A 20293-nucleotide genomic window follows, 5' to 3' on the forward strand; every position below is an offset into this window, starting at 1 on the left:
TTCAGACTCGCTCGATGGCGCGCTCGCCGAACAGGCCGGCGGGGCGGATATACAGGAAGGCCAGGGCCAAGACGTAGGCGAACCACGGCGTGATACCGCCGCCGATCAACGGGCCGATGTAGACCTCGGCGAGGTTCTCCGCCGCGCCGACAATCAGTCCGCCGACAATCGCCCCGCCAATCGAGGTAAACCCGCCGATGATCAACACCGGCAAAGCCTTGAGCACCACCAGCGACAACGAGAACTGCACGCCCTGGCGCGCGCCCCACAGCAGCCCGGCGACCAGCCCGACGATGCCGGCCACGGCCCAGACGATCTGCCAGATGCGGTTGAGGTTGATGCCGATGGAAAGCGCCGCCGTGGTGTCATCCGCCACTGCGCGCAGCGACACACCGATGCGGGTCTTGTTGAACAGCAGTGCCAGCACTGTCACCAGCACCACCGCAGCGGCGGCGGCGATCAGGTCGAACTGGCTGAGCATCAGCGGGCCGACGAACAGCGGCACGTCGTCGATGCCCAGGTCCAGCGCCCGCACCTGGGAGCCCATCAAGCCCTGGGCCAGGCCTTCGATAATGAACGACAGGCCCAGCGTGGCCATAAACAGCGTGATCTGTGAACGGTTCACCAATGGCCGCAGCACCAGGCGCTCGATCAACAAGGCGCCGACGCTCATCACAATCACCGTGAGCAGCAACGCCAGGGCAAATGGCACGCCCTGGTCATGCAGGCTGACGAACGTCAGTGCAGCAAACAGCAGCATCGCGCCCTGGGCAAAATTGAACACGCCACTGGCCTTGTAGATCAGCACGAAGCCGATGGCGACCAACGAATACATGGTGCCGGCGAGCAGGCCGCCGAGCAGGGTTTCAAAGAAAAACGTCATCCGTTTACCACTCCCAGGTAAGCCGCGATCACCTCGGGATTGGCCTGCACGTCGGCTGGGGAGCCGTCGCCGACCTTGCGCCCGTAGTCGAGCACCACCACATGGTCGGACAGGCCCATGACCACGCCCATGTCGTGTTCGATCAACACCACGGTGGTGCCGAGGTCGCGGTTTACATCGGCGACGAAGCGCGCCATTTCCTGTTTTTCTTCGGCGTTCATGCCCGCCATGGGCTCGTCCAGCAGCAACAAGCTCGGCTCTGCGATCAACGCCCGACCCAGTTCCACGCGTTTTTGCAGGCCGTAGGACAGGTTGCCCACCAGCACATCGCGGTGGGCTTGCAGCTCCAGGAATTCGAGAATGCCCTGTGCGCGCAACCGGAACGCCTCGGCTTCCCGGCGTGCGCGAGGCAAGCCGAGGGCCTGTTCGATAAAGCTGCTGCGCATATGCCGCGACAGGCCGGTGAGGATGTTGTCGAACACGCTCATTTTCTTGAACAGCGCGTTGTTCTGGAAGGTGCGCCCAATGCCGCGGAGCGCGGCGCCCAACGGATCGATACGGTGGAAGTGCTGGTCTTCGAAGACAATCTCGCCGGCATCGAAGCGATACACGCCATTGAGCACATTGAGCAGCGAACTCTTGCCGGCACCATTCGGCCCGATCAACGCGCAGATCTCGCCGCGCAACACCTCGAAGGACAAGGCATTGATCGCCTTGACCCCCTTGAACGACAGCGAGATATCCCGCACCTGCAAAATGGCCTGGCTCATGCGATGTCCCGTTTGAATTGCGCCAGCCACACCGGTGAAGGCGTGGCTTTGACGGGTTGCCAGATGTACGCCAGGCGCTGGAACCCCAGGAGCCGGCGCACGCGGTTTTTCAGCAGGCGCCGCAGGCCGCTTTGCGGGTGGGCGATGGCCCAGTCGCACAAGCGTCGGCGCCAGGTGCCGTGGGGCGCCAGGCGGCTTTCGATCTCGTCGGCCAGGTGCTGCAAGCGTGCGGGCGACAACAGCAGGCCGGTGGGTGCGACTTCGCTGCGGTCGCGCCGCGCCGAGGCCAGGCTCTCCGGGAAGGCCAGACCGTGACCGCTGTTCAGCCATTGCTCCAGCACCACCGCCAGACCGCCCTGCCAGTGGGTGCCCTCTTCGCTCCACAACAGGATTTCCCCCGTGGGCTGCCACCAGCGTGCCAGGTGTTGCGTCGGCGCCAACGGGCCGAGCAACTGGGCAAAATCCAACAAGTTGGCCGACTGCCAGTGCCGCGCGGTCTGGCGGCCCTGCACATAGGAATGAGTCGGGCGAATGCGCCACAGGTGCTGTTGCAGTGCCTCGGGCTCCAGGTCATCGGCCAGGGTCAGCACCTGCCCGCCGATGCTGTGCGCCGCCAGCGCCAGCAATAGCAGGTTCGGCTCGAACGCACCGCTGAGGGCCAGCCGCGATTGCTCGCTGAACCCCTGCTGGCGCAAGCCATCGGCCAGGCGTTCCACATCGCGCAAGGCGTCGATCCAGCGCCACGCGTACCACTGGCCCTGGCGCTTATGGCGCAGGGCGGTGTGCAGCGGCGTGATCTGCGCCCAGTGGCGCAGTTGTTCCAGGGCCTTGGGCAGGTTGCCGAGCAGTTCGGCGGGCCATTCCAGGGTCAGCGGACGGTTGAGTTCGTGCACGCTCATAGGGATTTGCTCCTATTGAAGTGTTAAGCGTGCGGTGGTCCGCTGGCTGATTTTTTTGAATCGACACCGATCTACTGTGGGAGCGGGCTTGCTCGCGAAAGCGGCAAATCAGTCGACATCAATGTTGAATGTCAGTCCGCATTCGCGAGCAAGCCCGCTCCCACAGGGGAATAGTGCAAGGCCGCCAAATCACGGTAACCGGCCCCCGGATGATTCGCCGGCAATCGAGCACCAACGCCAAACAACTTCTCGCGCAACGTACCCTGGGCATATTCGGTCTTGTACACCCCACGCTTCTGCAACTCCGGCACCAGCAAGTTCACGGCGTCGATGAAGGTTTCGTGGGTCAGCGCGTAGGCCAGGTTGAAGCCATCCACATCGGTGTCTTCGACCCACTCCTGCAACAAGTCCGCGACGGTTTCCGGGCCGCCGACGAACAGCGGGCCGAAGCCGCCGATGCCGACCCAATCGGCCAGCTCGTTGGGCGTCCAGACCTTGTTCGGATCGGCCGTCGAGAACGCCTCTACCGCCGATTGAATGGCGTTGGTGTGCACATGCTTGAGCGGTTCATCGGGTTTGAACTGGCTGAAGTCGATGCCAGTCCAGCCGGAAATCAGTGCCATCGCACCTTCGTAGCTGACATAGGATTTGTATTCCTCGAACTTGGCTTTGGCCTTGGCATCGGTCTCACCGACAATCACGGTCTGCAAGTTGAAGATCAGGATTTTCTGCGGGTCACGCCCGGCTTCGGCGGCACGGCGGCGGATGTCGGCGACGGTCTTTTTCAGCAGCACCTTGGACGGCGCGGCGACGAATACGCACTCGGCCTGTTCGGCGGCGAACTGCTTGCCACGGCTGGACGCGCCCGCCTGGTAGAGCACTGGCGTGCGCTGCGGCGACGGTTCGCAGAGGTGAATGCCGGGCACCTGGAAATGTTTGCCGACGTGGCGGATCTCGTGGATTTTGCTCGGGTCGCTGAAAATCCGCCGTTCGCGATCACGCAACACGGCGCCCTCCTCCCAACTGCCTTCCCAGAGCTTGTAGCAGACCTCCAGGTATTCCTCGGCGTAGTCGTAGCGCGCATCGTGTTCGGTCTGGGCTTTCTGCCCGAGGTTCTTGGCGCCGCTTTCCAGGTAGGAGGTGACGATGTTCCAGCCGATGCGGCCCTTGGTCAGGTGGTCCAGGGTGGAGAGTCTGCGAGCGAACGGGTACGGGTGTTCGAATGACAACGAAGCGGTCAGGCCGAAGCCCAGGTGTTCGGTGACCAAGGCCATCGGCGCGATCAACGACAGCGGGTCATTGACCGGCACCTGCGTCGCCTGGCGAATGGCCGCGTCGCCGTTGCCGTTGTAGACGTCATAGATACCCAGCACGTCGGCGATAAACAGGCCGTCGAACTTGCCGCGCTCAAGGATTCTGGCGAGGTCGGTCCAGTATTCCAGGTCCTTGTACTGCCACGAACGGTCACGCGGATGCGCCCACAGGCCAGGGGATTGGTGGCCGACACAGTTCATGTCGAAGGCATTCAAGCGGATTTCACGGGACATCAAAGCACTCCGTTGAGGTGGTAGTTGCCGACGATCTGGTACTTCGTACGCAGCGGGTCATCAAGGCTCGCCGGCAACGCGGTGCGTTGGCCGGTGAGTTCGAACTCGGCATTGCTCGCGGCGATCAGGGCTTCGGCGGCGGCGATTTGCGCTTCGGTAGCCGCGACGGGGCTGGGGTGGGTTTCGGCGCGTTCAAACAAAGCCGCAGCCACATCGACGCGAATCTGCAAGTCGCCGAAACGGCTGATCACGTAGGGGTCGGTGCTGTTTTCAACGTGGCGGCGGGTGCTGTCCAGCAGTTGGCGCGCAAGGTTCAGTGCAGTCATGGGTGAGGCTCCTCAGTTCCAGGCGTGGCGCGCAGGCTTCACGCCGTTGAGCACGTAGTTGCCGATCAGGTGGTATTTCCAGCGGGCCGGGTCGTGCAGAGTATGGGTGCGCGCATTGCGCCAGAAGCGGTCGAGGTTGTGCTTGCCGGTGACCGAGCGGGTGCCGGCCAGCTCGAAGAGTTTGCTGCTGGCGAGCAAGGCGGTTTCGGCGGAGAGGACTTTGGCCTGGGCGACCACCAGCGAAGCGTTGGCGACGGTGTCTTCATTGGGCTCGGCAAGGGCACGGTCTACGGCCAGCCCGGCCTTGGCGAGGATCGCTTCGGTGCCGTGCACACGCCATTCCAGGTCGCCGATGGCGGCGATGGTGAACGGGTCTTGCCAGCCGTGTTCCTGCTGGCTGTCGATCCAGGGTCGCGCCTGGCGTGCGTAAATCTTCGCCTGTTCAAGGGCCCCGAGGGCGATACCGGTATCGACCGCCGCCTGGATGATCTGCGAAATCGGACCATTGGCGGTGGGCTGGTCAAAAGCCTGATGCGCAGGGATCACCGCGCTCAAGGGCACGGTCACACCATCCAGGGTCACGCCACCACTGGCGGTGGTGCGCTGGCCGAAGCCGTCCCAACTGTCGATCACGTTCAGGCCGGGCGCGTCGCGTTCGACAAAGGCGATGAAGGCCTGGCCGGCTTCATTGTTACCGACGGTAGGCACCAGGTGAGCGAACAGCGCGCCTGTGCAGTAGAACTTCTCGCCGTTGATCTGCGCGGTATCGCCGTGAAAGCGAATCTGGGTATCGAAGGTGCCGGCGTTCTTGCTCTTGGCTTCGGAAAAGGCGTTGCCGAAACGGTAGCCCTGGAGGACTTTGCCGAAGTAATACTGTTTTTGTGCCTCGGTCGCGGTTTGCAGCAGGATGTCCACCACGCCCAGGTGGTTCTGTGGGATCTGCCCCAGGGACGGATCGGCGGCAGAGATCAATTTGATCACCTCGGCCACGGTCACATAGGACACGCCAGCGCCGCCGTACGCTTTGGGAATGGTGATGCCCCACAGGCCGCTGGCGGAGAACTCGTCAAGCTCGGCCACTGGCAGGCGCCGCTCACGGTCGCGGGCGCTGGCCTCGACGGCAAAGCGTGCGGCCAGGCGCGTGGCGACCTCGATGGCTTGCGCGTCAGAGCGGATGATATGGGCAGGGTGTTGAGGGTGGGCTGACATGGGCCGACTCCAGGCTCCGAGGGGATGACCTGGGTGATTGCAGAAGTCGTGCCTGAATCCAGTCGCCAATAAAATCAGCGAGTTGCTGGCATTTCAACGCAGTCGAGCGCGTTTCAAACCAGCAAAGTGTCCATCCAGTGTTGCCGCAGGAACAGTTAGATCACCACATTGCGCACAAAGCGCACCGCCACGTCGCCGTCATTGCGATAGCCATGCACGTGACGGCTGGCGAACATATAAAACTCACCGGCAGCGACGTGCTTTTCTTCATCGCCCACCAGCAGCGTGAGGCAGCCTTGGAATACAAATAGCTGCACGCTCCAGCCGTCCGGGTCGGGGTCCGGGCTGTAGCGATCGCCCGGCTCCAGTTGCATCTCCCACAACTCGACTTCACGCCGCGCCGTGGCCTTGGCCAGCAACACCGCCTTGCTGCCGGGGATTTCACCGGCCCAGGCCAGTTCATTGATGCGGCTGTGGTCGGGGGCATCGGGCGCCTGGATCAGGTCGCTGAAAGCCACGTCCAACGCTTCGGCCACGCGGTCGAGGGTGGACAGGCTGACGTTCTTTTCGCCCGCCTCGATGGCCACCAGCATGCGCCGGCTGACCCCGGATTTTTCCGAGAGCGCAGTCTGGCTCAGGTCGGCGGCGTGGCGCAGGCGACGGACGTTCTGGCTGACGTGCTGCAGGACCGAGGCCCGATGTGGATTTTCTTTGTGCACTATATTGCTCAATGGGTGGGTGTGCGCAGTATACTGCCCAGCGTGCGGCGCATTGTGCGGTCCGTGCCTTTCCCTTGCAAGACCGAGCCGCCATGACCACCCCGAACGCCTCCCCTCGTTTCAACCGTTTCAGCAAAGCCGAATGCATCTTGGTGGTGATCACCATGATCTGGGGCGGCACCTTTTTGCTGGTGCAACATGCGATGACGGTCAGTGGGCCGATGTTTTTTGTCGGTCTGCGCTTTGCGGCGGCGGCGCTTGTGGTGGGGTTCTTTACCTTGCGCACCCTGCGCGACCTGACCCTGCTGGAATTGAAGGCCGGGGTCTTCATCGGCGTGTCGATCATGTTTGGCTACGGCTTGCAGACCATCGGCCTGCAGAGCATTCCCAGCAGCCAATCGGCGTTTATTACCGCGCTGTATGTGCCATTCGTGCCGTTATTGCAGTGGCTGGTACTGGGGCGGCGGCCGACACTGATGCCGAGCATCGGCATCATGCTGGCGTTTACCGGGCTGATGCTGTTGACCGGGCCGGCGGGCGCGTCCTTCAATTTCAGCCCCGGTGAAATCGCCACGCTGATCTGCGCAATGGCGGTAGCGGCCGAAATCATTCTGATCAGCGCCTATGCCGGCCAAGTGGATGTACGCCGCGTCACCGTGGTGCAACTGGCCACCGCGTCGGTGTTGTCATTCCTGATGGTGGTGCCGATGGGCGAGGCGCTGCCGGGGTTTTCCTGGTTGCTGGTGTTCAGCGCGGTGGGCCTGGGCTTGACCAGTGCGGTGATCCAGGTGGCGATGAACTGGGCGCAACGCAGTGTTTCACCGACGCGGGCCACCCTGATATACGCAGGTGAGCCGGTATGGGCCGGTGTGATCGGACGCATTGCCGGTGAACGTTTTGCCCCCATCGCCATGGTCGGAGCGGCGTTGATCGTGGTCGCGGTGATTGTCAGCGAGATGAAGACCAAGGGGCAAAAGGCACTGGAGCTGGAACTGGAAGAAGAGCTGGAGCAGAAGCGCCAGAACTGACGTTCCTTTAAGGGTTTTTCGGCCTATCTTGTAGGATCCTGCCGCATCTTGCCGTTTGGTGATCGTGAAAGCGGCTCAGGATTTGATTTCATATCACGCGGCACGGGATGTCATCGGATTTCCCGAGGAAGAAGTAATCCTGTAATAAGCCGCCGAGTGCCCGATAAAGAACGCCGACAGCGGCACAATGAAAATCAGTGTATTGCCAACGTCGCTGGCGGCATCACGTCACGAGTGCTGTCGCCACGACGGCGCTGTGCGCTACGTCAACTCTGACTTCGAGAGCAAACACTTAAACCCGTTGAATATACTCTTGATATTCTCATCATATAAAAATGCCTGACAACTAAACGGTTCATATGATGAGAAGATCGACAGGCGCTTTTAAACTACATCGTAGTGGCGCTTCGCAGAATGTCCCAAAGGAGTCCCATCAGCGCGTTTCACTGTATAAGAAACGATTGTATAAGAACCGCCCTCCACATCGACTGGCCTGACGCGCACATTGACAGAAACGCTTGGGTCGGTTACTTCTCTAAAGCTAAACCATGTCCCACCCAGGATTTCCTGGACGCACGTAATTTCATCCCCCAACTGGATACCGGCGTATGGGTATATGTGTATATAAGCAAGGTTGGCCGCAATATCAGCATGATTGATAGTGCCATCTGCATTCACGGGAGTAATCGAGGGATCTGGTAGAATCGCGCCCGGCAGACTTGAGCCTGGGGCAGGAATAAAAACATCCATTGCATGAACCTCCATTGTTTAGTTGCTCGACACCCGCTGGCAACAACTAACTGTGGTATCGAGGGCCTAATCTAACACCCGGTGCGCGCATTGAAACCTGTCAGACTTGACAGTTGACATAAAGACGCTGGCGTTGAAGGCCGGGCCCTCATCGACGGATCGATCATGTTTGTTTATGACTTGCAGACCAACGCTCTGCAGAGCATTCCCCGCAGCCAGTCGGCATTTATCACCGCGCGGTATGTGTCACTCGTATCGTTAGGGCAGAAGGCCCTCCAATTGCACGATGAGAGGGAACAGGAACAGCAGGGATGAGGTCCGAATAGTTGAAATGGCTGTCAGATCGCCATCGCGGGCAAGCCCGGCTCCCACAGGGGGCGGTGCCGCGTGCCCGAATCGGTTTTCTGAAACAACGCGAAATGGGCGATTTCAGCTTGGCTTGTAGGATCCTGCCACATCTTGCCGTTTGGTGATCGTGAAAGCGGCACGTATGATGCATCCCAAACTCCCGCAGATTAGAAGCCTATGTCCCTGATAGTTCTACTGCTTCTGCCGTTCATTGGCAGCTGTCTGGCGGCCTTGCTGCCGCACAATGCACGTAACACCGAATCCCTGCTGGCCGGCCTGGTGGCCCTGGTCGGCACTATTCAAGTCGCCCTGCTCTACCCCCAGATCGCCCACGGTGGCGTGATCCGCGAAGAATTCATGTGGTTGCCCAGCCTCGGGCTGAACTTCGTGCTGCGCATGGATGGGTTTGCCTGGCTGTTCTCGATGCTGGTGCTGGGCATCGGCACGCTGGTGTCGCTGTATGCGCGCTATTACATGTCGCCGGACGATCCGGTGCCGCGCTTCTTCGCGTTTTTCCTGGCCTTCATGGGCGCCATGCTCGGTCTGGTGATCTCCGGCAACCTGATCCAGATCGTGTTCTTCTGGGAACTGACCAGCCTGTTCTCGTTCCTGCTGATCGGCTACTGGCACCACCGCGCCGATGCGCGCCGTGGGGCGTACATGGCGCTGATGGTCACCGGCGCCGGCGGCCTGTGCCTGCTGGCGGGCGTAATGTTGCTGGGGCATATCGTCGGCAGCTATGACCTGGACCAGGTACTGGCGGCGGGCGCGCAGATCCGCGCGCATTCGCTGTACCCGGTCATGCTGGCCCTGGTGCTGATCGGCGCCTTGAGCAAAAGCGCACAGTTCCCCTTCCACTTCTGGCTGCCCCACGCGATGGCGGCCCCTACGCCGGTGTCGGCGTACCTGCATTCGGCAACGATGGTGAAGGCCGGCGTGTTCCTGCTGGCCCGCCTGTGGCCGTCGCTGTCCGGCAGCGAAGAATGGTTCTGGATCGTCGGCGGTGCCGGCGCCCTCACCCTCCTCCTCGGCGCTTACTGCGCCATGTTCCAGAATGATCTCAAGGGCCTGCTGGCCTACTCCACCATCAGCCACCTCGGGCTGATCACCTTGCTGCTGGGCCTCAACAGCCCACTGGCTGCCGTCGCAGCCGTGTTCCATATCCTCAATCACGCCACGTTCAAGGCCTCGCTGTTCATGGCCGCAGGCATCATCGACCACGAAAGTGGTACGCGAGACATCCGCAAGCTCAGCGGCCTGGTGCGGTTGATCCCGTTTACCGCGACCCTGGCGATGGTGGCCAGTGCGTCCATGGCCGGCGTGCCGTTGCTCAACGGGTTCCTGTCCAAAGAGATGTTCTTCGCCGAAACCGTGTTCATCACCTCGACCGCCTGGGTGGAGTTCGCCCTGCCACTGATCGCGACCATCGCCGGTACGTTCAGCGTGGCCTACGCCCTGCGCTTCACCGTCGACGTGTTCTTCGGCCCGCCCGCGACCGACTTGCCGCATACGCCTCACGAACCACCGCGCTGGATGCGCGCACCGGTCGAGCTGCTGGTGTTCACCTGCCTGCTGGTGGGGATCTTCCCGGCGCAGGTGGTCGGTTCGATCCTCGCCGCCGCCGCGTTGCCGGTGGTGGGCGGCGTGCTGCCGGAATACAGCCTGGCGATCTGGCACGGCTGGAACGCACCGATGATCATGAGCCTGGTGGCCATGTCCGGTGGCGTGGTGCTGTACCTGCTGCTGCGCAAGCAACTCAAGCGTGGCCGCTTCAAGTACCCGCCGGTGATCAGCTACTTCAACGGCAAGCGCGGCTTTGAGCGCAGCCTGGTGGTGATGATGCGTGGCGTGCGCAGGATCGAAAAACGCATCAGCACCAAGCGCCTGCAGACCCAGTTGTTCCTGCTGGTGCTGGTGGCGGTGATCGGCGGCATGATCCCGATGCTCAACAGTGGCCTCAGTTGGGGCGACCGCCCGAAGATCCCCGGCTCCATCGTGTTCGTGACCCTGTGGCTGCTGGCGATTGCCTGCGCGCTCGGCGCCGCCTGGCAAGCCAAGTACCACCGGCTGGCGGCCCTGACCATGGTCAGCGTGTGCGGCCTGATGACCTGCGTGACCTTCGTGTGGTTCTCGGCACCGGACCTGGCGCTGACCCAATTGGTGGTCGAAGTGGTGACCACCGTGCTGATCCTGCTCGGCCTGCGCTGGCTGCCACGGCGGATCGAAGAGGTGTCGCCACTGCCCAGCTCGCTGCGCAAGGCGCGCATCCGTCGCCTGCGTGACTTCCTGCTGTCCACCGTAGTGGGTGGCGGCATGGCGTTGCTGTCCTACGCAATGCTGACGCGCCAGACGCCCAACGATATCTCCTCGTTCTACTTGAGCCGCGCCCTGCCCGAAGGCGGCGGCAGCAATGTGGTGAACGTGATGCTGGTGGACTTCCGGGGCTTCGACACCCTGGGTGAAATCACCGTGCTCGGCGCCGTGGCGCTGACGGTGTATGCCCTGCTGCGGCGCTTCCGCCCGTCAAAAGAAAGCATGCAACTGCCCGCGCAACAGCGCCAACTGGCGCCGGACGTGGCCACCGACCTGGTCAACCCGCGCCAGGCCAGCGACACCGCGCTGGGCTTCATGATGGTGCCGGCGGTGCTGGTGCGCCTGCTGCTGCCGATTGCGCTGGTGGTGTCGTTCTACCTGTTCATGCGCGGCCACAACCAGCCGGGTGGCGGGTTTGTCGCCGGGCTGGTGATGTCGGTGGCGTTCATCCTGCAATACATGGTCGCCGGTACGCAGTGGGTCGAGGCGCAGATGAGCCTGCGGCCGATGCGCTGGATGGGCTTCGGGCTGCTGTCGGCAACCCTGACCGGGCTCGGCGCGTTGTTTGCCGGTTACCCATTCCTCACCACTCACACCTGGCATTTCAGCCTGCCGTTGCTTGGCGACATTCATATCGCCAGCGCGTTGTTCTTCGACGTCGGCGTGTACGCCATGGTCGTCGGCTCGACGCTGCTGATGCTCACCGCCCTCGGTCACCAGTCCGTGCGGGCCCATAAACCGAGCAACCAGGCCAAAGTGGTTGCCGCAACGGAAGGAGCCGCCTGATGGAAGAAGTCATCGCAATTGCCATTGGAGTCCTGGCGGCCTCCGGCGTCTGGTTGATCCTGCGACCACGGACCTTCCAGGTGGTGATGGGCCTGTGTCTGCTGTCGTACGGGGTCAACCTGTTCATTTTCAGCATGGGCAGCCTGTTTATCGGCAAGGAGCCGATCATCAAGGACGGCGTGCCGCAAGACCTGCTCAACTACACCGACCCCCTGCCCCAGGCCCTGGTGCTCACGGCCATCGTGATCAGCTTCGCCATGACCGCGCTGTTCCTGGTGGTGCTGCTGGCGTCACGGGGCCTGACCGGCACCGACCATGTGGACGGCCGGGAGCCCAAGGAATGAATTGGGTGAATCAACTGATCGTCGCACCGATCCTGCTGCCGTTGATGACGGCCGCGCTGATGCTGATGCTTGGCGAAAAGCGCCGCCCGCTCAAGGCGAAAATCAACCTGTTCTCCAGCGTCATCGGCCTGGGCATCGCCATCCTGCTGCTGTACTGGACGCAAAAAGGCGGCCCCGGCTCGATTGGGGTTTACCTACCGGGCAACTGGCAAGTGCCGTTCGGCATTGTGCTGGTGGTGGACCAACTGTCGGCGCTGATGCTGGTGCTCACCGGGATCATCGGCGTGAGTGCGCTGCTGTTCGCCATGGCCCGCTGGGATCGCGCGGGCACCAGCTTCCACGCGCTGTTCCAGATTCAGATGATGGGGTTGTACGGCGCGTTTCTCACGGCGGACCTGTTCAACCTGTTCGTGTTCTTCGAAGTGCTGCTGGCGGCCTCCTATGGCTTGATGCTGCATGGCTCCGGGCGCGCGCGGGTGTCGTCGGGGTTGCATTACATTGCGATCAACCTGTTGGCGTCTTCACTGTTCCTGATTGGCGCGGCGATGATCTACGGTGTGACCGGCACGCTGAACTTCGCGGACCTTGCGCTGAAAATCCCGCTGGTGCCGGAGGCTGATCGTGGCCTGCTGCATGCCGGTGCGGCGATCCTGGCGACGGCGTTCCTGGCCAAGGCTGGCATGTGGCCGCTGAACTTCTGGCTGGCGCCCGCCTACTCTTCGGCCAGCGCGCCGGTGGCGGCGATGTTTGCGATCATGACCAAGGTTGGCGTGTACACCGTGCTGCGCCTGTGGACCCTGCTGTTCTCCGGCCAGGCCGGGGCGTCGGCGCTGTTTGGTGGGGATTGGCTGGTGTATGGCGGCATGGCGACCATCATCTGCGCGGCGCTGGCGATGGTCGCGGCGCAGCGCCTGGAGCGCATGGCCAGCTTGAGCATCCTGGTGTCGGCGGGAATTCTGTTGTCCGCAGTGGGGTTTGCCCAGCCAAGCCTGACGGCGGGCGCGCTGTTCTATCTGGTCAGTTCTACTTTGGCCTTGAGTGCGCTGTTCCTGCTGGCTGAGTTGATCGAGCGCTCGCGTTCGGCCAACGACCTGCCGCTGGATGAAGAGATCGATGCGCTGCCCAAGGCCATGGAATCCCTGCATCCGCGCCCTGGCGTCAACCTCGATGACGAGCAGCAAGCCGTGGTCGGCCAGGTGATTCCCTGGACCATGGCGTTCCTGGGCTTGAGCTTTATTGCCTGTGCCCTGCTGATTATCGGCATGCCGCCGCTCTCCGGGTTTATCGGCAAGCTCAGTCTGTTGAGTGCGCTGGTCAATCCGCTGGGCCTGGGCGTCAGTGTTGACGAACCGATCCGACCGGCCGCCTGGGGCTTGGTGGCGCTGCTGATTCTCTCCGGCCTGGCCTCGTTGATTGCCTTCGCACGCCTGGGCATCCAGCGTTTCTGGACCCCTGAGGAACGCCCTTCGCCGCTGCTGCGTCGCTACGAGTGCTTGCCGATCTTCTTCCTGCTGGGCTTGAGCATCCTGCTGACCTTCAAGGCCGAGCCGCTGATGCGCTATACACAGGCCACCGCCGTCAGCCTGAACAACCCGGAACACTACGTGATGGCGGTGATGGCGACGCGACCGGTGCCGAGCCCCGAAGCCCAGGCCGCCGCGCTGGAGGTGCAGCCATGAAGCGACTGTTCCCTGCCCCGTGGTTGTCCCTGGCGCTGTGGGTGTTGTGGCTGGTGCTGAACCTGTCGGTCAGCCCGGGCAACCTGCTGCTGGGTGCACTGCTGGGCTTTCTTGCGCCGCTGCTGATGGCACCGTTGCGACCACTGCCGATCCGCATCCGTCGCCCCGGCGTGATCATCCGCCTGTTTTTCCTGGTGGGCCGTGACGTGATCGTCTCCAACCTGCAAGTGGCCTGGGGCGTGCTGACCTGCGGCTCCCGCCCACCGCGTTCGCGCTTCATCAGGATTCCCCTGGACCTGCGCGACCCCAACGGCCTCGCCGCGCTGTCGATGATCACCACCGTGGTGCCCGGCACCATCTGGTCGGAACTGGCGCTGGACCGCAGCATCCTGCTCTTGCACGTATTCGACCTGGACGATGAGGCGCCCTTCATCGAGCACTTCAAGACCACCTACGAACGGCCCCTGATGGAGATCTTCGAATGAGCGCGCTGCTCTCCAATGCGATCCTGTTCAGCCTGTTCCTGTTCTCCCTGGCCATGGTGCTGACGCTTATCCGCCTGTTCAAAGGCCCGTCAGCCCAGGACCGGGTACTGGCGCTGGACTACCTGTACATCCTGGCGATGTTGATGATGCTGGTGCTGGGTATCCGGTATGCCAGTGACACCTACTTTGAAGCGGCGCTGCTGATCGCGCTGTTCGGCTTCGTAGGCTCGTTTGCCCTGGCGAAATTCCTGTTGCGTGGGGAGGTGATTGAATGATGCCGTTATGGATGGAAATCGTCGTCGCGGTATTGCTGGTGCTCAGCAGTGTGTTTGCGTTGATTGGCGCGATCGGCTTGCTGCGCATGAAGGACTTCTTCCAGCGCATGCACCCGCCGGCACTGGCTTCGACGTTGGGGGCCTGGTGTGTGGCGTTGGCGTCGATTATCTATTTTTCGGTGCTCAAGTCCGGGCCGGTGTTGCACGGGTGGTTGATTCCGATCTTGTTGTCGATCACCGTGCCAGTGACCACGTTGCTATTGGCCCGCACTGCACTGTTCCGCAAGCGCATGGCCGGTGACGACGTACCGGCCGAAGTCAGCAGCCGCCGCTGATTCATCAAGCGAACACAGTAAAAAATGTGGGAGCGGGCTTGCTCGCGAATGCGGTTTTTCAGTCAGCACATCAGCGACTGACCCACCGCATTCGCGAGCAAGCCCGCTCCCACATTTGGTTTTGCATTAGACAAATGATCTGATGTGCGCCGCCAACTTCGCTAGCTCGGCATCATCTGCCCGCACAAAATCGTGGGACGAGATATAGCCCTCATAGGCTTCGAAGAACTTCTCCACCTTGGAGCTGATGGGCTTGAAGGTGCTATCGCCGCCGGTCCCATGCATGGGAAACAGCTTCGCATGCAGGTGATCCACCCCATACCCTTCCAGGATCATCCCGGTGCGCGCCACATCGGGAAACGCACGGTCGATCTGTTGTGCGGTTTTCTTTGCGGCGACGGCGAGCCCGGCCAACACTTCATCCGACTGCGCAAACGCATAACTGCCGTAATGCTGCTTGGGGATCACCACGCTGAACCCCGGGGTGTTGGGGAAGATCGACAGGAAGGCCATGTGCTGGTCGTCTTCCCACAGAATGTGCGCCGGGGAAGTCTTTTGGACGATGCTGCAGAAAATACACGTCATTCGAGTCTCCATCAGTGGTTCTTGGTGCCCTTCAAATAGCACAACTTCCATTACAAGATAGGCGAGCCAAACCTGCGAAACCGTGGCATCCAATCACCCGGAATCTGTGCCGATGCCAGCACATGATGCGCCCTCCCGATCAACAGCCGGCGCGGCACAACGCCGATGTACCGGGAATCATCGCTGTTGTCGCGGTTGTCCCCGAGCATGAAATAGCTGTCAGCCGGCACCACCACCGGCCCGAAACTGCGCATCGCCCGCACCGTCGGTATGAACTGCACCGTGCGCTGCCGGCTGGCCGCCAACTCGTTCAGCTTGATCCCCGGCACCGCATGGCCGGGAACGATAGGCTCGCTGATGTCCTGCGCATCACTGTAGGTGGCAGGCACGCCGTTGACCCACAACACCTCATCTTTCATTTCCAGGGTGTCACCGGGAATGCCGACGATGCGCTTGATCAGGCGCATGCCGTCCTTGGGCGACGAGAACGTCACCACATCACCGCGCTGGGGGTTATCGAGTTGGGCCAGGGAAATGTCCGTGAGCGGCAGCTTGAGGTCGTAGGCCACACGATTGACCAGCACCACATCGCCCTCCAGCAAGGTCGGGCGCATGGAGCCGGAGGGAATGGGATTCCAGTCCGCCAGAGAGGTACGGAAAACGCCGAAGCACAACCAGAAAATGATTGCGTAACGGTAACGGATCAACCAACTTCGCATACATCCTCGCACGGCAGACAGGGGCATCAGGGCTGTTTCCCAGACGCCCGGTTGTTACACGCGAGGATTAAATCAACATTAGCGTCCAAGCGCACAAAAAGGAGTTTTCGCCATGGATATCCAATGCTCGGTGTTTATCGCCGCCAGCATCGACGGCTTCATCGCCCGCCCGGACGGTGATATCGACTGGTTGCACCGGCCGGAGTATGAAACCGCCGAGTTGAACGGCGTGACTTACGAAAGTTTCATCGCCACGGTGGATGCACTGGTGATGGGACGCAAGACCCTGGAGAAGGTACTGTCCTTTCCGGAGTGGCCCTATGAGGGTACGCCGGTCGTTGTCCTGTCTCGCCAGCACCTGGAGATCCCGGCGCATCTGGAAGGCAAGGTTGAGGTCATGGCAGGAGACGTGACCACACTGGTGACGACGTTAGCCGAGCGCGGCGTGAAGCATCTGTATATCGACGGTGGGCAGACGATCCAGGCGTTTCTTGAAGCGGGCCTGATCGAGGAGTTGATCATCACACGCATACCAGTGTTGCTGGGCAAAGGGGTTTGTTTGTTCAGCCAGATGGGCAGCGAGCAAGAACTTCGTCATCTCGGCACGTATGTATCGGACAATGGATTTGTGCAGAGCCGCTATCAAGTATCGCTGTCGTAGCAATTGCAAAGCCAGCGGGCAATGAAGGTGGGCGAATCGATATGTGGCAGACACGCTGTTATCGCGACATACGTATCAGCACAACTTTCAATCTCGCGCATAACCTGTGGCGAGCGGGCTTGTCCCGCGCTGGGTTGCGAAGCGACCCTGGAAGGAGGAATGCGGTGAATCAGGCACTCTTCGGCCGCAGGTGCTGGGGCTGCTTCACAGCCCAACGCGGGGCAAGCCCGCTCGCCACAGGGCACTCCTCGCCTGCCCTGCCAGCTACCACAGTCGATCGAGTAAGCCGTTAAACCGATGTGCAAAAAAACGCCCCGAACCAGTCGGGGCGTTTTTCGTTCAGCATTTACCGATCAAGCCTTATCAGCCAACCGCCACGTCGTCCCACCCTTCCCGTCTTCCAACACCACGCCCATGGCGGTGAGTTGGTCACGGATACGGTCGGATTCCGCCCAGTCTTTATTGGCGCGCGCTGCCAGACGCGCCTGGATCAGCGCATCCACCTCAGCCGCATCCACACGCCCTTCGGCGCCGGCTTGCAGGAAGTCCTCAGGCTTCATTTGCAGAACCCCAAGCACGCTGGCCAGCTCTTTCAGGCGAGCAGCAAGGCCGGCCGCTGCGTCGAGATCACTCTCACGCAAACGGTTGATCTCACGGACCATCTCGAACAGCACCGCGCAGGCTTCCGGCGTGCCAAAGTCGTCGTTCATCACCTGGGTAAAGCGCTGAACGAACGCTTCGCCGCCGGCTGGGGCGACAACGGGCAAGCCTTTCAACGCATGGTAGAAACGCTCCAGGGCGCCCTTGGCGTCCTTGAGGTTGTCTTCCGAGTAATTGATGGCGCTGCGGTAGTGGCTCGACACCAGCAGGTAACGCACAACCTCGGGATGGTACTTTTCCAGCACGTCGCGAATGGTGAAGAAGTTGTTCAAGGACTTGGACATCTTCTCGCCATTGATGCGGATCATGCCGCAGTGCATCCAGGCGTTGGCGTAGGTCTTGCCGGTGGCGGCTTCGCTCTGGGCGATTTCGTTTTCGTGGTGCGGGAACTCGAGGTCGCTGCCGCCGCCATGAATGTCGAAGGTCTCGCCCAGGCAGCAGGTGGACATCACCGAGCATTCGATGTGCCAGCCCGGACGCCCGGCGCCCCACGGCGACTCCCAGCTCGGCTCGCCGGGTTTGGTGCCTTTCCACAGCACGAAGTCGAGCGGGTCTTGCTTGGCTTCGTCGACTTCGATGCGCGCGCCGATGCGCAGGTCTTCGATTTTCTTGCGCGACAGCTTGCCGTAGCCCATGAACTTGGCGACGCGGTAGTACACGTCGCCATTGCCTGGTGCGTAGGCGTAACCCTTGTCGATCAGGGTCTGGATCATGGCGTGCATCCCCGGGATATGGTCCGTGGCACGCGGTTCCATGTCCGGCTTGAGGATGTTGAGGCGGGCCTCGTCCTCGTGCATTGCGGCGATCATGCGCTCGGTCAGCGCGTCGAACGACTCGCCGTTTTCGTTGGCGCGGTTGATGATCTTGTCGTCGATGTCGGTGATGTTGCGCACGTACGTCAAGTCATAGCCGCTGAAACGCAACCAGCGGGTTACCAGGTCGAAGGCAACCATGCTGCGGCCGTGGCCGATGTGGCAGTAGTCGTACACGGTCATGCCGCACACGTACATGCGCACCTTGTTGCCATCCAGCGGCTTGAAGACTTCTTTGGTCTTGCTGAGCGTGTTGTAGATCGTTAGCACGATGAATCCCTTAAGACTTGATCACTGGCCCCACGAATCACGCAAGGTCACGGTACGGTTGAATACCGGGCGACCTGGTTTCGAGTCCTTGATATCCGCGCAGAAGTAACCTTCGCGCTCGAACTGGAAACGGTCTTCCGGCTGTGCGTCGCCAAGCGATGGCTCAGCACGACAACCCGTAAGTACTTGCAGGGAGTCAGGGTTGATGTTGTCGAGGAAACTCGCGCTGTCTTCGGCCTTTTCAGGGTTCGGCGAGCGGAACAGGCGATCGTACAGACGCACTTCGCACTCGATGCTGGCGGCCGCCGGCACCCAGTGGATCACGCCTTTGACCTTGCGGCCTTCGGGGTTCTTGCCCAGGGTGTCCGGGTCATACGAGCAACGCAGTTCGACGATGTTGCCATCGGCGTCCTTGATCGCTTCGTCGGCACGGATCACGTAGCTGCCACGCAGGCGCACTTCGCCGTTTGGCTCCAGGCGCTTGTAGCCTTTTGGCGGCTCTTCCATGAAGTCATCGCGGTCGATGTAGATTTCACGGGCGAACGGCAGCTTGCGCACGCCGAGTTCTTCTTTTTGCGGGTGACGCGGCAACTCGAGGTGGTCGACCTGGTCTTGCGGGTAGTTGGTGATCACGACCTTCAACGGGCGCAGCACGCACATGGCGCGTGGGGCGTTGGCGTCGAGGTCCTGGCGGATGCTGAACTCGAGCATGCCGTAGTCGACCACGCCGTCGGAACGGTTGGTGCCGACCATCTCGCAGAAGTTGCGGATCGACGCAGGCGTGTAGCCACGGCGACGGAAGCCCGACAGCGTCGACATGCGTGGGTCGTCCCAGCCGTGTACGTGCTTTTCATCAACCAGTTGCTTGAGCTTGCGCTTGCTGGTGATGGTGTAGTTCAGGTTCAGGCGGCTGAATTCGTACTGACGCGGGTGCGCCGGCACCGGCAGGCTGTCGAGGAACCATTCGTACAGCGGGCGATGGCTTTCGAACTCCAGGGTGCAGATGGAGTGGGTGATGCCTTCGATGGCGTCCGACTGACCGTGGGTGAAGTCGTAGTTCGGGTAGATGCACCACTTGTCGCCCGTCTGGTGGTGATGGGCGTGGCGGATGCGGTACATGATCGGGTCGCGCAGGTTCATGTTCGGCGAAGCCATGTCGATCTTGGCGCGCAGTACGCGGGCGCCGTCCGGGAACTCACCGGCGCGCATGCGGGCGAACCAGTCGAGGTTCTCTTCGACCGAACGGTCGCGGAACGGGCTGTTCTTGCCCGGTTCGGTCAGGGTGCCACGGTATTCCTTGGCCTGCTCCGGGGTCAGGTCGTCGACGTAGGCCTTGCCGGCCTTGATCAGCTCGACGGCCCAGTCGTGCAGTTGGTCGAAATACTGCGAGGCATAGCGCACTTCACCGGACCACTCGAAGCCCAGCCATTTCACGTCGCTTTCGATGGCGTCGATGTATTCCTGGTCTTCCTTGGCCGGGTTGGTGTCGTCGAAACGCAGGTGCGTGACGCCGCCGAATTCCTGGGCCAGGCCGAAGTTCACACAGATCGACTTGGCGTGACCGATGTGCAGGTAGCCGTTGGGCTCTGGCGGGAAGCGGGTGACGATCTGCGTGTGCTTGCCCGAATCCAGGTCCGCCTGGATGATCGGGCGCAGGAAATTGACCGGGACGGCAGGTCCGGCCTTGGAATTCGAGGTAGGGTCGACAGTGGGCTTGCTCATAGGATCCTTGAACAGACAAGTACGTGGCCGGGCTAGGCCGATAAAACAAAGGGCTTATCATAGCTGATGCTGTCAAGTCGCTGACAGGGTTGCGGTGCATTTAACGCACCAGTGGTAAAAAACCACCTCGAAATTCCTGCAGGGCACGCTAAACTGCGCGCCTTGGCC

General features: G+C 61.6%; 20 protein-coding genes and 1 pseudogene. 9 read left to right on the top strand and 12 right to left on the bottom strand.

Annotation, left to right across the window (positions count from 1 at the left end):
- Position 1 precedes the first annotated feature (1 nt).
- The 7 genes from BLR69_RS09545 to BLR69_RS09575 all read right to left on the bottom strand — a co-directional run bounded on the left by BLR69_RS09545 (position 2) and on the right by BLR69_RS09575 (position 6353).
- Positions 2 to 883: a branched-chain amino acid ABC transporter permease gene (locus BLR69_RS09545; protein ID WP_058423839.1), complete on the bottom strand. Its 882-nt coding sequence runs from the start codon at positions 881 to 883 to the stop codon at positions 2 to 4.
- On the bottom strand, positions 880 to 1653 hold the full coding sequence (locus BLR69_RS09550) for an ABC transporter ATP-binding protein (RefSeq protein ID WP_071493435.1): 774 nt from the start codon (positions 1651 to 1653) through the stop codon (positions 880 to 882). Before BLR69_RS09550 ends, BLR69_RS09545 begins: the two co-directional genes overlap by 4 nt.
- A complete protein-coding gene (locus BLR69_RS09555) occupies positions 1650 to 2552 on the bottom strand; it encodes an AMP-binding protein (protein ID WP_071493436.1) in 903 nt (300 codons plus the stop codon). Before BLR69_RS09555 ends, BLR69_RS09550 begins: the two co-directional genes overlap by 4 nt.
- A gap of 131 nt (positions 2553 to 2683) precedes the next feature.
- The gene (locus tag BLR69_RS09560; protein ID WP_071493437.1) at positions 2684 to 4099 is read right to left on the bottom strand and encodes an LLM class flavin-dependent oxidoreductase; all 1416 of its coding nucleotides are present in this window, start codon (positions 4097 to 4099) and stop codon (positions 2684 to 2686) included.
- A complete protein-coding gene (locus BLR69_RS09565; RefSeq protein WP_071493438.1) occupies positions 4099 to 4425 on the bottom strand; it encodes an acyl-CoA dehydrogenase in 327 nt (108 codons plus the stop codon). The genes BLR69_RS09560 and BLR69_RS09565 overlap by 1 nt, the downstream gene beginning before the upstream one ends.
- A gap of 12 nt (positions 4426 to 4437) precedes the next feature.
- Positions 4438 to 5634, bottom strand: coding sequence for an SfnB family sulfur acquisition oxidoreductase (locus tag BLR69_RS09570; protein ID WP_071493439.1), 1197 nt, complete (start codon positions 5632 to 5634; stop codon positions 4438 to 4440).
- Between the two features lie 155 nt (positions 5635 to 5789).
- A complete protein-coding gene (locus tag BLR69_RS09575) occupies positions 5790 to 6353 on the bottom strand; it encodes a helix-turn-helix domain-containing protein (RefSeq protein ID WP_071493440.1) in 564 nt (187 codons plus the stop codon).
- 92 nt (positions 6354 to 6445) lie between these two features.
- Here BLR69_RS09575 and BLR69_RS09580 point away from each other — a divergent pair, with 92 nt between their 5' ends.
- On the top strand, positions 6446 to 7381 hold the full coding sequence (locus BLR69_RS09580) for a DMT family transporter (protein WP_071493441.1): 936 nt from the start codon (positions 6446 to 6448) through the stop codon (positions 7379 to 7381).
- A 384-nt stretch (positions 7382 to 7765) separates the two neighbouring features.
- Here BLR69_RS09580 and BLR69_RS30735 read toward each other — a convergent pair whose 3' ends face one another.
- Positions 7766 to 8131 (bottom strand): hypothetical protein, encoded by a 366-nt coding sequence (locus tag BLR69_RS30735; protein ID WP_134434992.1) that lies wholly within the window; start codon positions 8129 to 8131, stop codon positions 7766 to 7768.
- A 144-nt stretch (positions 8132 to 8275) separates the two neighbouring features.
- On the opposite strand from BLR69_RS30735, the pseudogene BLR69_RS31135 reads away from it, so the two are divergent.
- From BLR69_RS31135 to BLR69_RS09610, 7 genes and pseudogenes are all read left to right on the top strand, one after another.
- Positions 8276 to 8398: pseudogene (locus tag BLR69_RS31135) on the top strand (EamA family transporter); the annotation flags it as partial.
- Between the two features lie 258 nt (positions 8399 to 8656).
- Positions 8657 to 11578, top strand: a complete 2922-nt coding sequence (locus tag BLR69_RS09585) for a monovalent cation/H+ antiporter subunit A (protein ID WP_071493442.1) — start codon at positions 8657 to 8659, stop codon at positions 11576 to 11578.
- Entirely contained in the window at positions 11578 to 11922 is a 345-nt protein-coding gene (locus BLR69_RS09590; RefSeq protein ID WP_003192163.1) for a Na+/H+ antiporter subunit C, read from the top strand. The genes BLR69_RS09585 and BLR69_RS09590 overlap by 1 nt, the downstream gene beginning before the upstream one ends.
- Positions 11919 to 13601 carry a monovalent cation/H+ antiporter subunit D gene (locus BLR69_RS09595; RefSeq protein ID WP_071493443.1) on the top strand — a complete coding sequence of 561 codons (1683 nt, stop codon included), beginning with the start codon at positions 11919 to 11921 and terminating at the stop codon, positions 13599 to 13601. The genes BLR69_RS09590 and BLR69_RS09595 overlap by 4 nt, the downstream gene beginning before the upstream one ends.
- A complete protein-coding gene (locus BLR69_RS09600; protein WP_071493444.1) occupies positions 13598 to 14086 on the top strand; it encodes a Na+/H+ antiporter subunit E in 489 nt (162 codons plus the stop codon). The genes BLR69_RS09595 and BLR69_RS09600 overlap by 4 nt, the downstream gene beginning before the upstream one ends.
- Complete coding sequence (locus BLR69_RS09605; protein ID WP_005789171.1) at positions 14083 to 14361, top strand: K+/H+ antiporter subunit F; 279 nt, start codon at positions 14083 to 14085, stop codon at positions 14359 to 14361. The genes BLR69_RS09600 and BLR69_RS09605 overlap by 4 nt, the downstream gene beginning before the upstream one ends.
- Positions 14358 to 14696: a Na+/H+ antiporter subunit G gene (locus tag BLR69_RS09610; protein ID WP_028616866.1), complete on the top strand. Its 339-nt coding sequence runs from the start codon at positions 14358 to 14360 to the stop codon at positions 14694 to 14696. The genes BLR69_RS09605 and BLR69_RS09610 overlap by 4 nt, the downstream gene beginning before the upstream one ends.
- A gap of 126 nt (positions 14697 to 14822) precedes the next feature.
- On the opposite strand, the gene BLR69_RS09615 is transcribed toward BLR69_RS09610, so the two are convergent.
- The gene (locus tag BLR69_RS09615) at positions 14823 to 15281 is read right to left on the bottom strand and encodes an HIT family protein (protein WP_071493445.1); all 459 of its coding nucleotides are present in this window, start codon (positions 15279 to 15281) and stop codon (positions 14823 to 14825) included.
- Between the two features lie 50 nt (positions 15282 to 15331).
- Positions 15332 to 16000, bottom strand: coding sequence for a signal peptidase I (lepB, locus tag BLR69_RS09620; RefSeq protein WP_071493446.1), 669 nt, complete (start codon positions 15998 to 16000; stop codon positions 15332 to 15334).
- A gap of 112 nt (positions 16001 to 16112) precedes the next feature.
- Between lepB and BLR69_RS09625 the strand changes: the two genes are divergently transcribed.
- Positions 16113 to 16661 (top strand): dihydrofolate reductase family protein, encoded by a 549-nt coding sequence (locus tag BLR69_RS09625; RefSeq protein WP_071493447.1) that lies wholly within the window; start codon positions 16113 to 16115, stop codon positions 16659 to 16661.
- A 353-nt stretch (positions 16662 to 17014) separates the two neighbouring features.
- Here BLR69_RS09625 and cysS read toward each other — a convergent pair whose 3' ends face one another.
- Positions 17015 to 18403, bottom strand: a complete 1389-nt coding sequence (gene cysS / locus BLR69_RS09630) for a cysteine--tRNA ligase (RefSeq protein ID WP_071493448.1) — start codon at positions 18401 to 18403, stop codon at positions 17015 to 17017.
- A gap of 21 nt (positions 18404 to 18424) precedes the next feature.
- Positions 18425 to 20125 (bottom strand): glutamine--tRNA ligase/YqeY domain fusion protein, encoded by a 1701-nt coding sequence (locus BLR69_RS09635; RefSeq protein WP_071493449.1) that lies wholly within the window; start codon positions 20123 to 20125, stop codon positions 18425 to 18427.
- Between the last annotated feature and the right edge of the window lie 168 nt (positions 20126 to 20293).

Source organism: Pseudomonas azotoformans (genome assembly GCF_900103345.1).
GTDB classification, from domain to species: Bacteria; Pseudomonadota; Gammaproteobacteria; order Pseudomonadales; family Pseudomonadaceae; genus Aquipseudomonas; species Aquipseudomonas azotoformans.

Excerpts from the sequence above, each read along its gene's own strand:
- BLR69_RS09545 (WP_058423839.1), bottom strand. The coding sequence starts at position 883 with ATGACGTTTTTCTTTGAAACCCTGCTCGGCGGCCTGCTCGCCGGCACC.
- BLR69_RS09550 (WP_071493435.1), bottom strand. The coding sequence starts at position 1,653 with ATGAGCCAGGCCATTTTGCAGGTGCGGGATATCTCGCTGTCGTTCAAG.
- BLR69_RS09555 (WP_071493436.1), bottom strand. The coding sequence starts at position 2,552 with ATGAGCGTGCACGAACTCAACCGTCCGCTGACCCTGGAATGGCCCGCC.
- BLR69_RS09560 (WP_071493437.1), bottom strand. The coding sequence starts at position 4,099 with ATGTCCCGTGAAATCCGCTTGAATGCCTTCGACATGAACTGTGTCGGC.
- BLR69_RS09565 (WP_071493438.1), bottom strand. The coding sequence starts at position 4,425 with ATGACTGCACTGAACCTTGCGCGCCAACTGCTGGACAGCACCCGCCGC.
- BLR69_RS09570 (WP_071493439.1), bottom strand. The coding sequence starts at position 5,634 with ATGTCAGCCCACCCTCAACACCCTGCCCATATCATCCGCTCTGACGCG.
- BLR69_RS09580 (WP_071493441.1), top strand. The coding sequence starts at position 6,446 with ATGACCACCCCGAACGCCTCCCCTCGTTTCAACCGTTTCAGCAAAGCC.
- BLR69_RS30735 (WP_134434992.1), bottom strand. The coding sequence starts at position 8,131 with ATGGATGTTTTTATTCCTGCCCCAGGCTCAAGTCTGCCGGGCGCGATT.
- BLR69_RS09585 (WP_071493442.1), top strand. The coding sequence starts at position 8,657 with ATGTCCCTGATAGTTCTACTGCTTCTGCCGTTCATTGGCAGCTGTCTG.
- BLR69_RS09590 (WP_003192163.1), top strand. The coding sequence starts at position 11,578 with ATGGAAGAAGTCATCGCAATTGCCATTGGAGTCCTGGCGGCCTCCGGC.
- BLR69_RS09595 (WP_071493443.1), top strand. The coding sequence starts at position 11,919 with ATGAATTGGGTGAATCAACTGATCGTCGCACCGATCCTGCTGCCGTTG.
- BLR69_RS09600 (WP_071493444.1), top strand. The coding sequence starts at position 13,598 with ATGAAGCGACTGTTCCCTGCCCCGTGGTTGTCCCTGGCGCTGTGGGTG.
- BLR69_RS09605 (WP_005789171.1), top strand. The coding sequence starts at position 14,083 with ATGAGCGCGCTGCTCTCCAATGCGATCCTGTTCAGCCTGTTCCTGTTC.
- BLR69_RS09610 (WP_028616866.1), top strand. The coding sequence starts at position 14,358 with ATGATGCCGTTATGGATGGAAATCGTCGTCGCGGTATTGCTGGTGCTC.
- BLR69_RS09615 (WP_071493445.1), bottom strand. The coding sequence starts at position 15,281 with ATGACGTGTATTTTCTGCAGCATCGTCCAAAAGACTTCCCCGGCGCAC.
- lepB (WP_071493446.1), bottom strand. The coding sequence starts at position 16,000 with ATGCGAAGTTGGTTGATCCGTTACCGTTACGCAATCATTTTCTGGTTG.
- BLR69_RS09625 (WP_071493447.1), top strand. The coding sequence starts at position 16,113 with ATGGATATCCAATGCTCGGTGTTTATCGCCGCCAGCATCGACGGCTTC.
- BLR69_RS09635 (WP_071493449.1), bottom strand. The coding sequence starts at position 20,125 with ATGAGCAAGCCCACTGTCGACCCTACCTCGAATTCCAAGGCCGGACCT.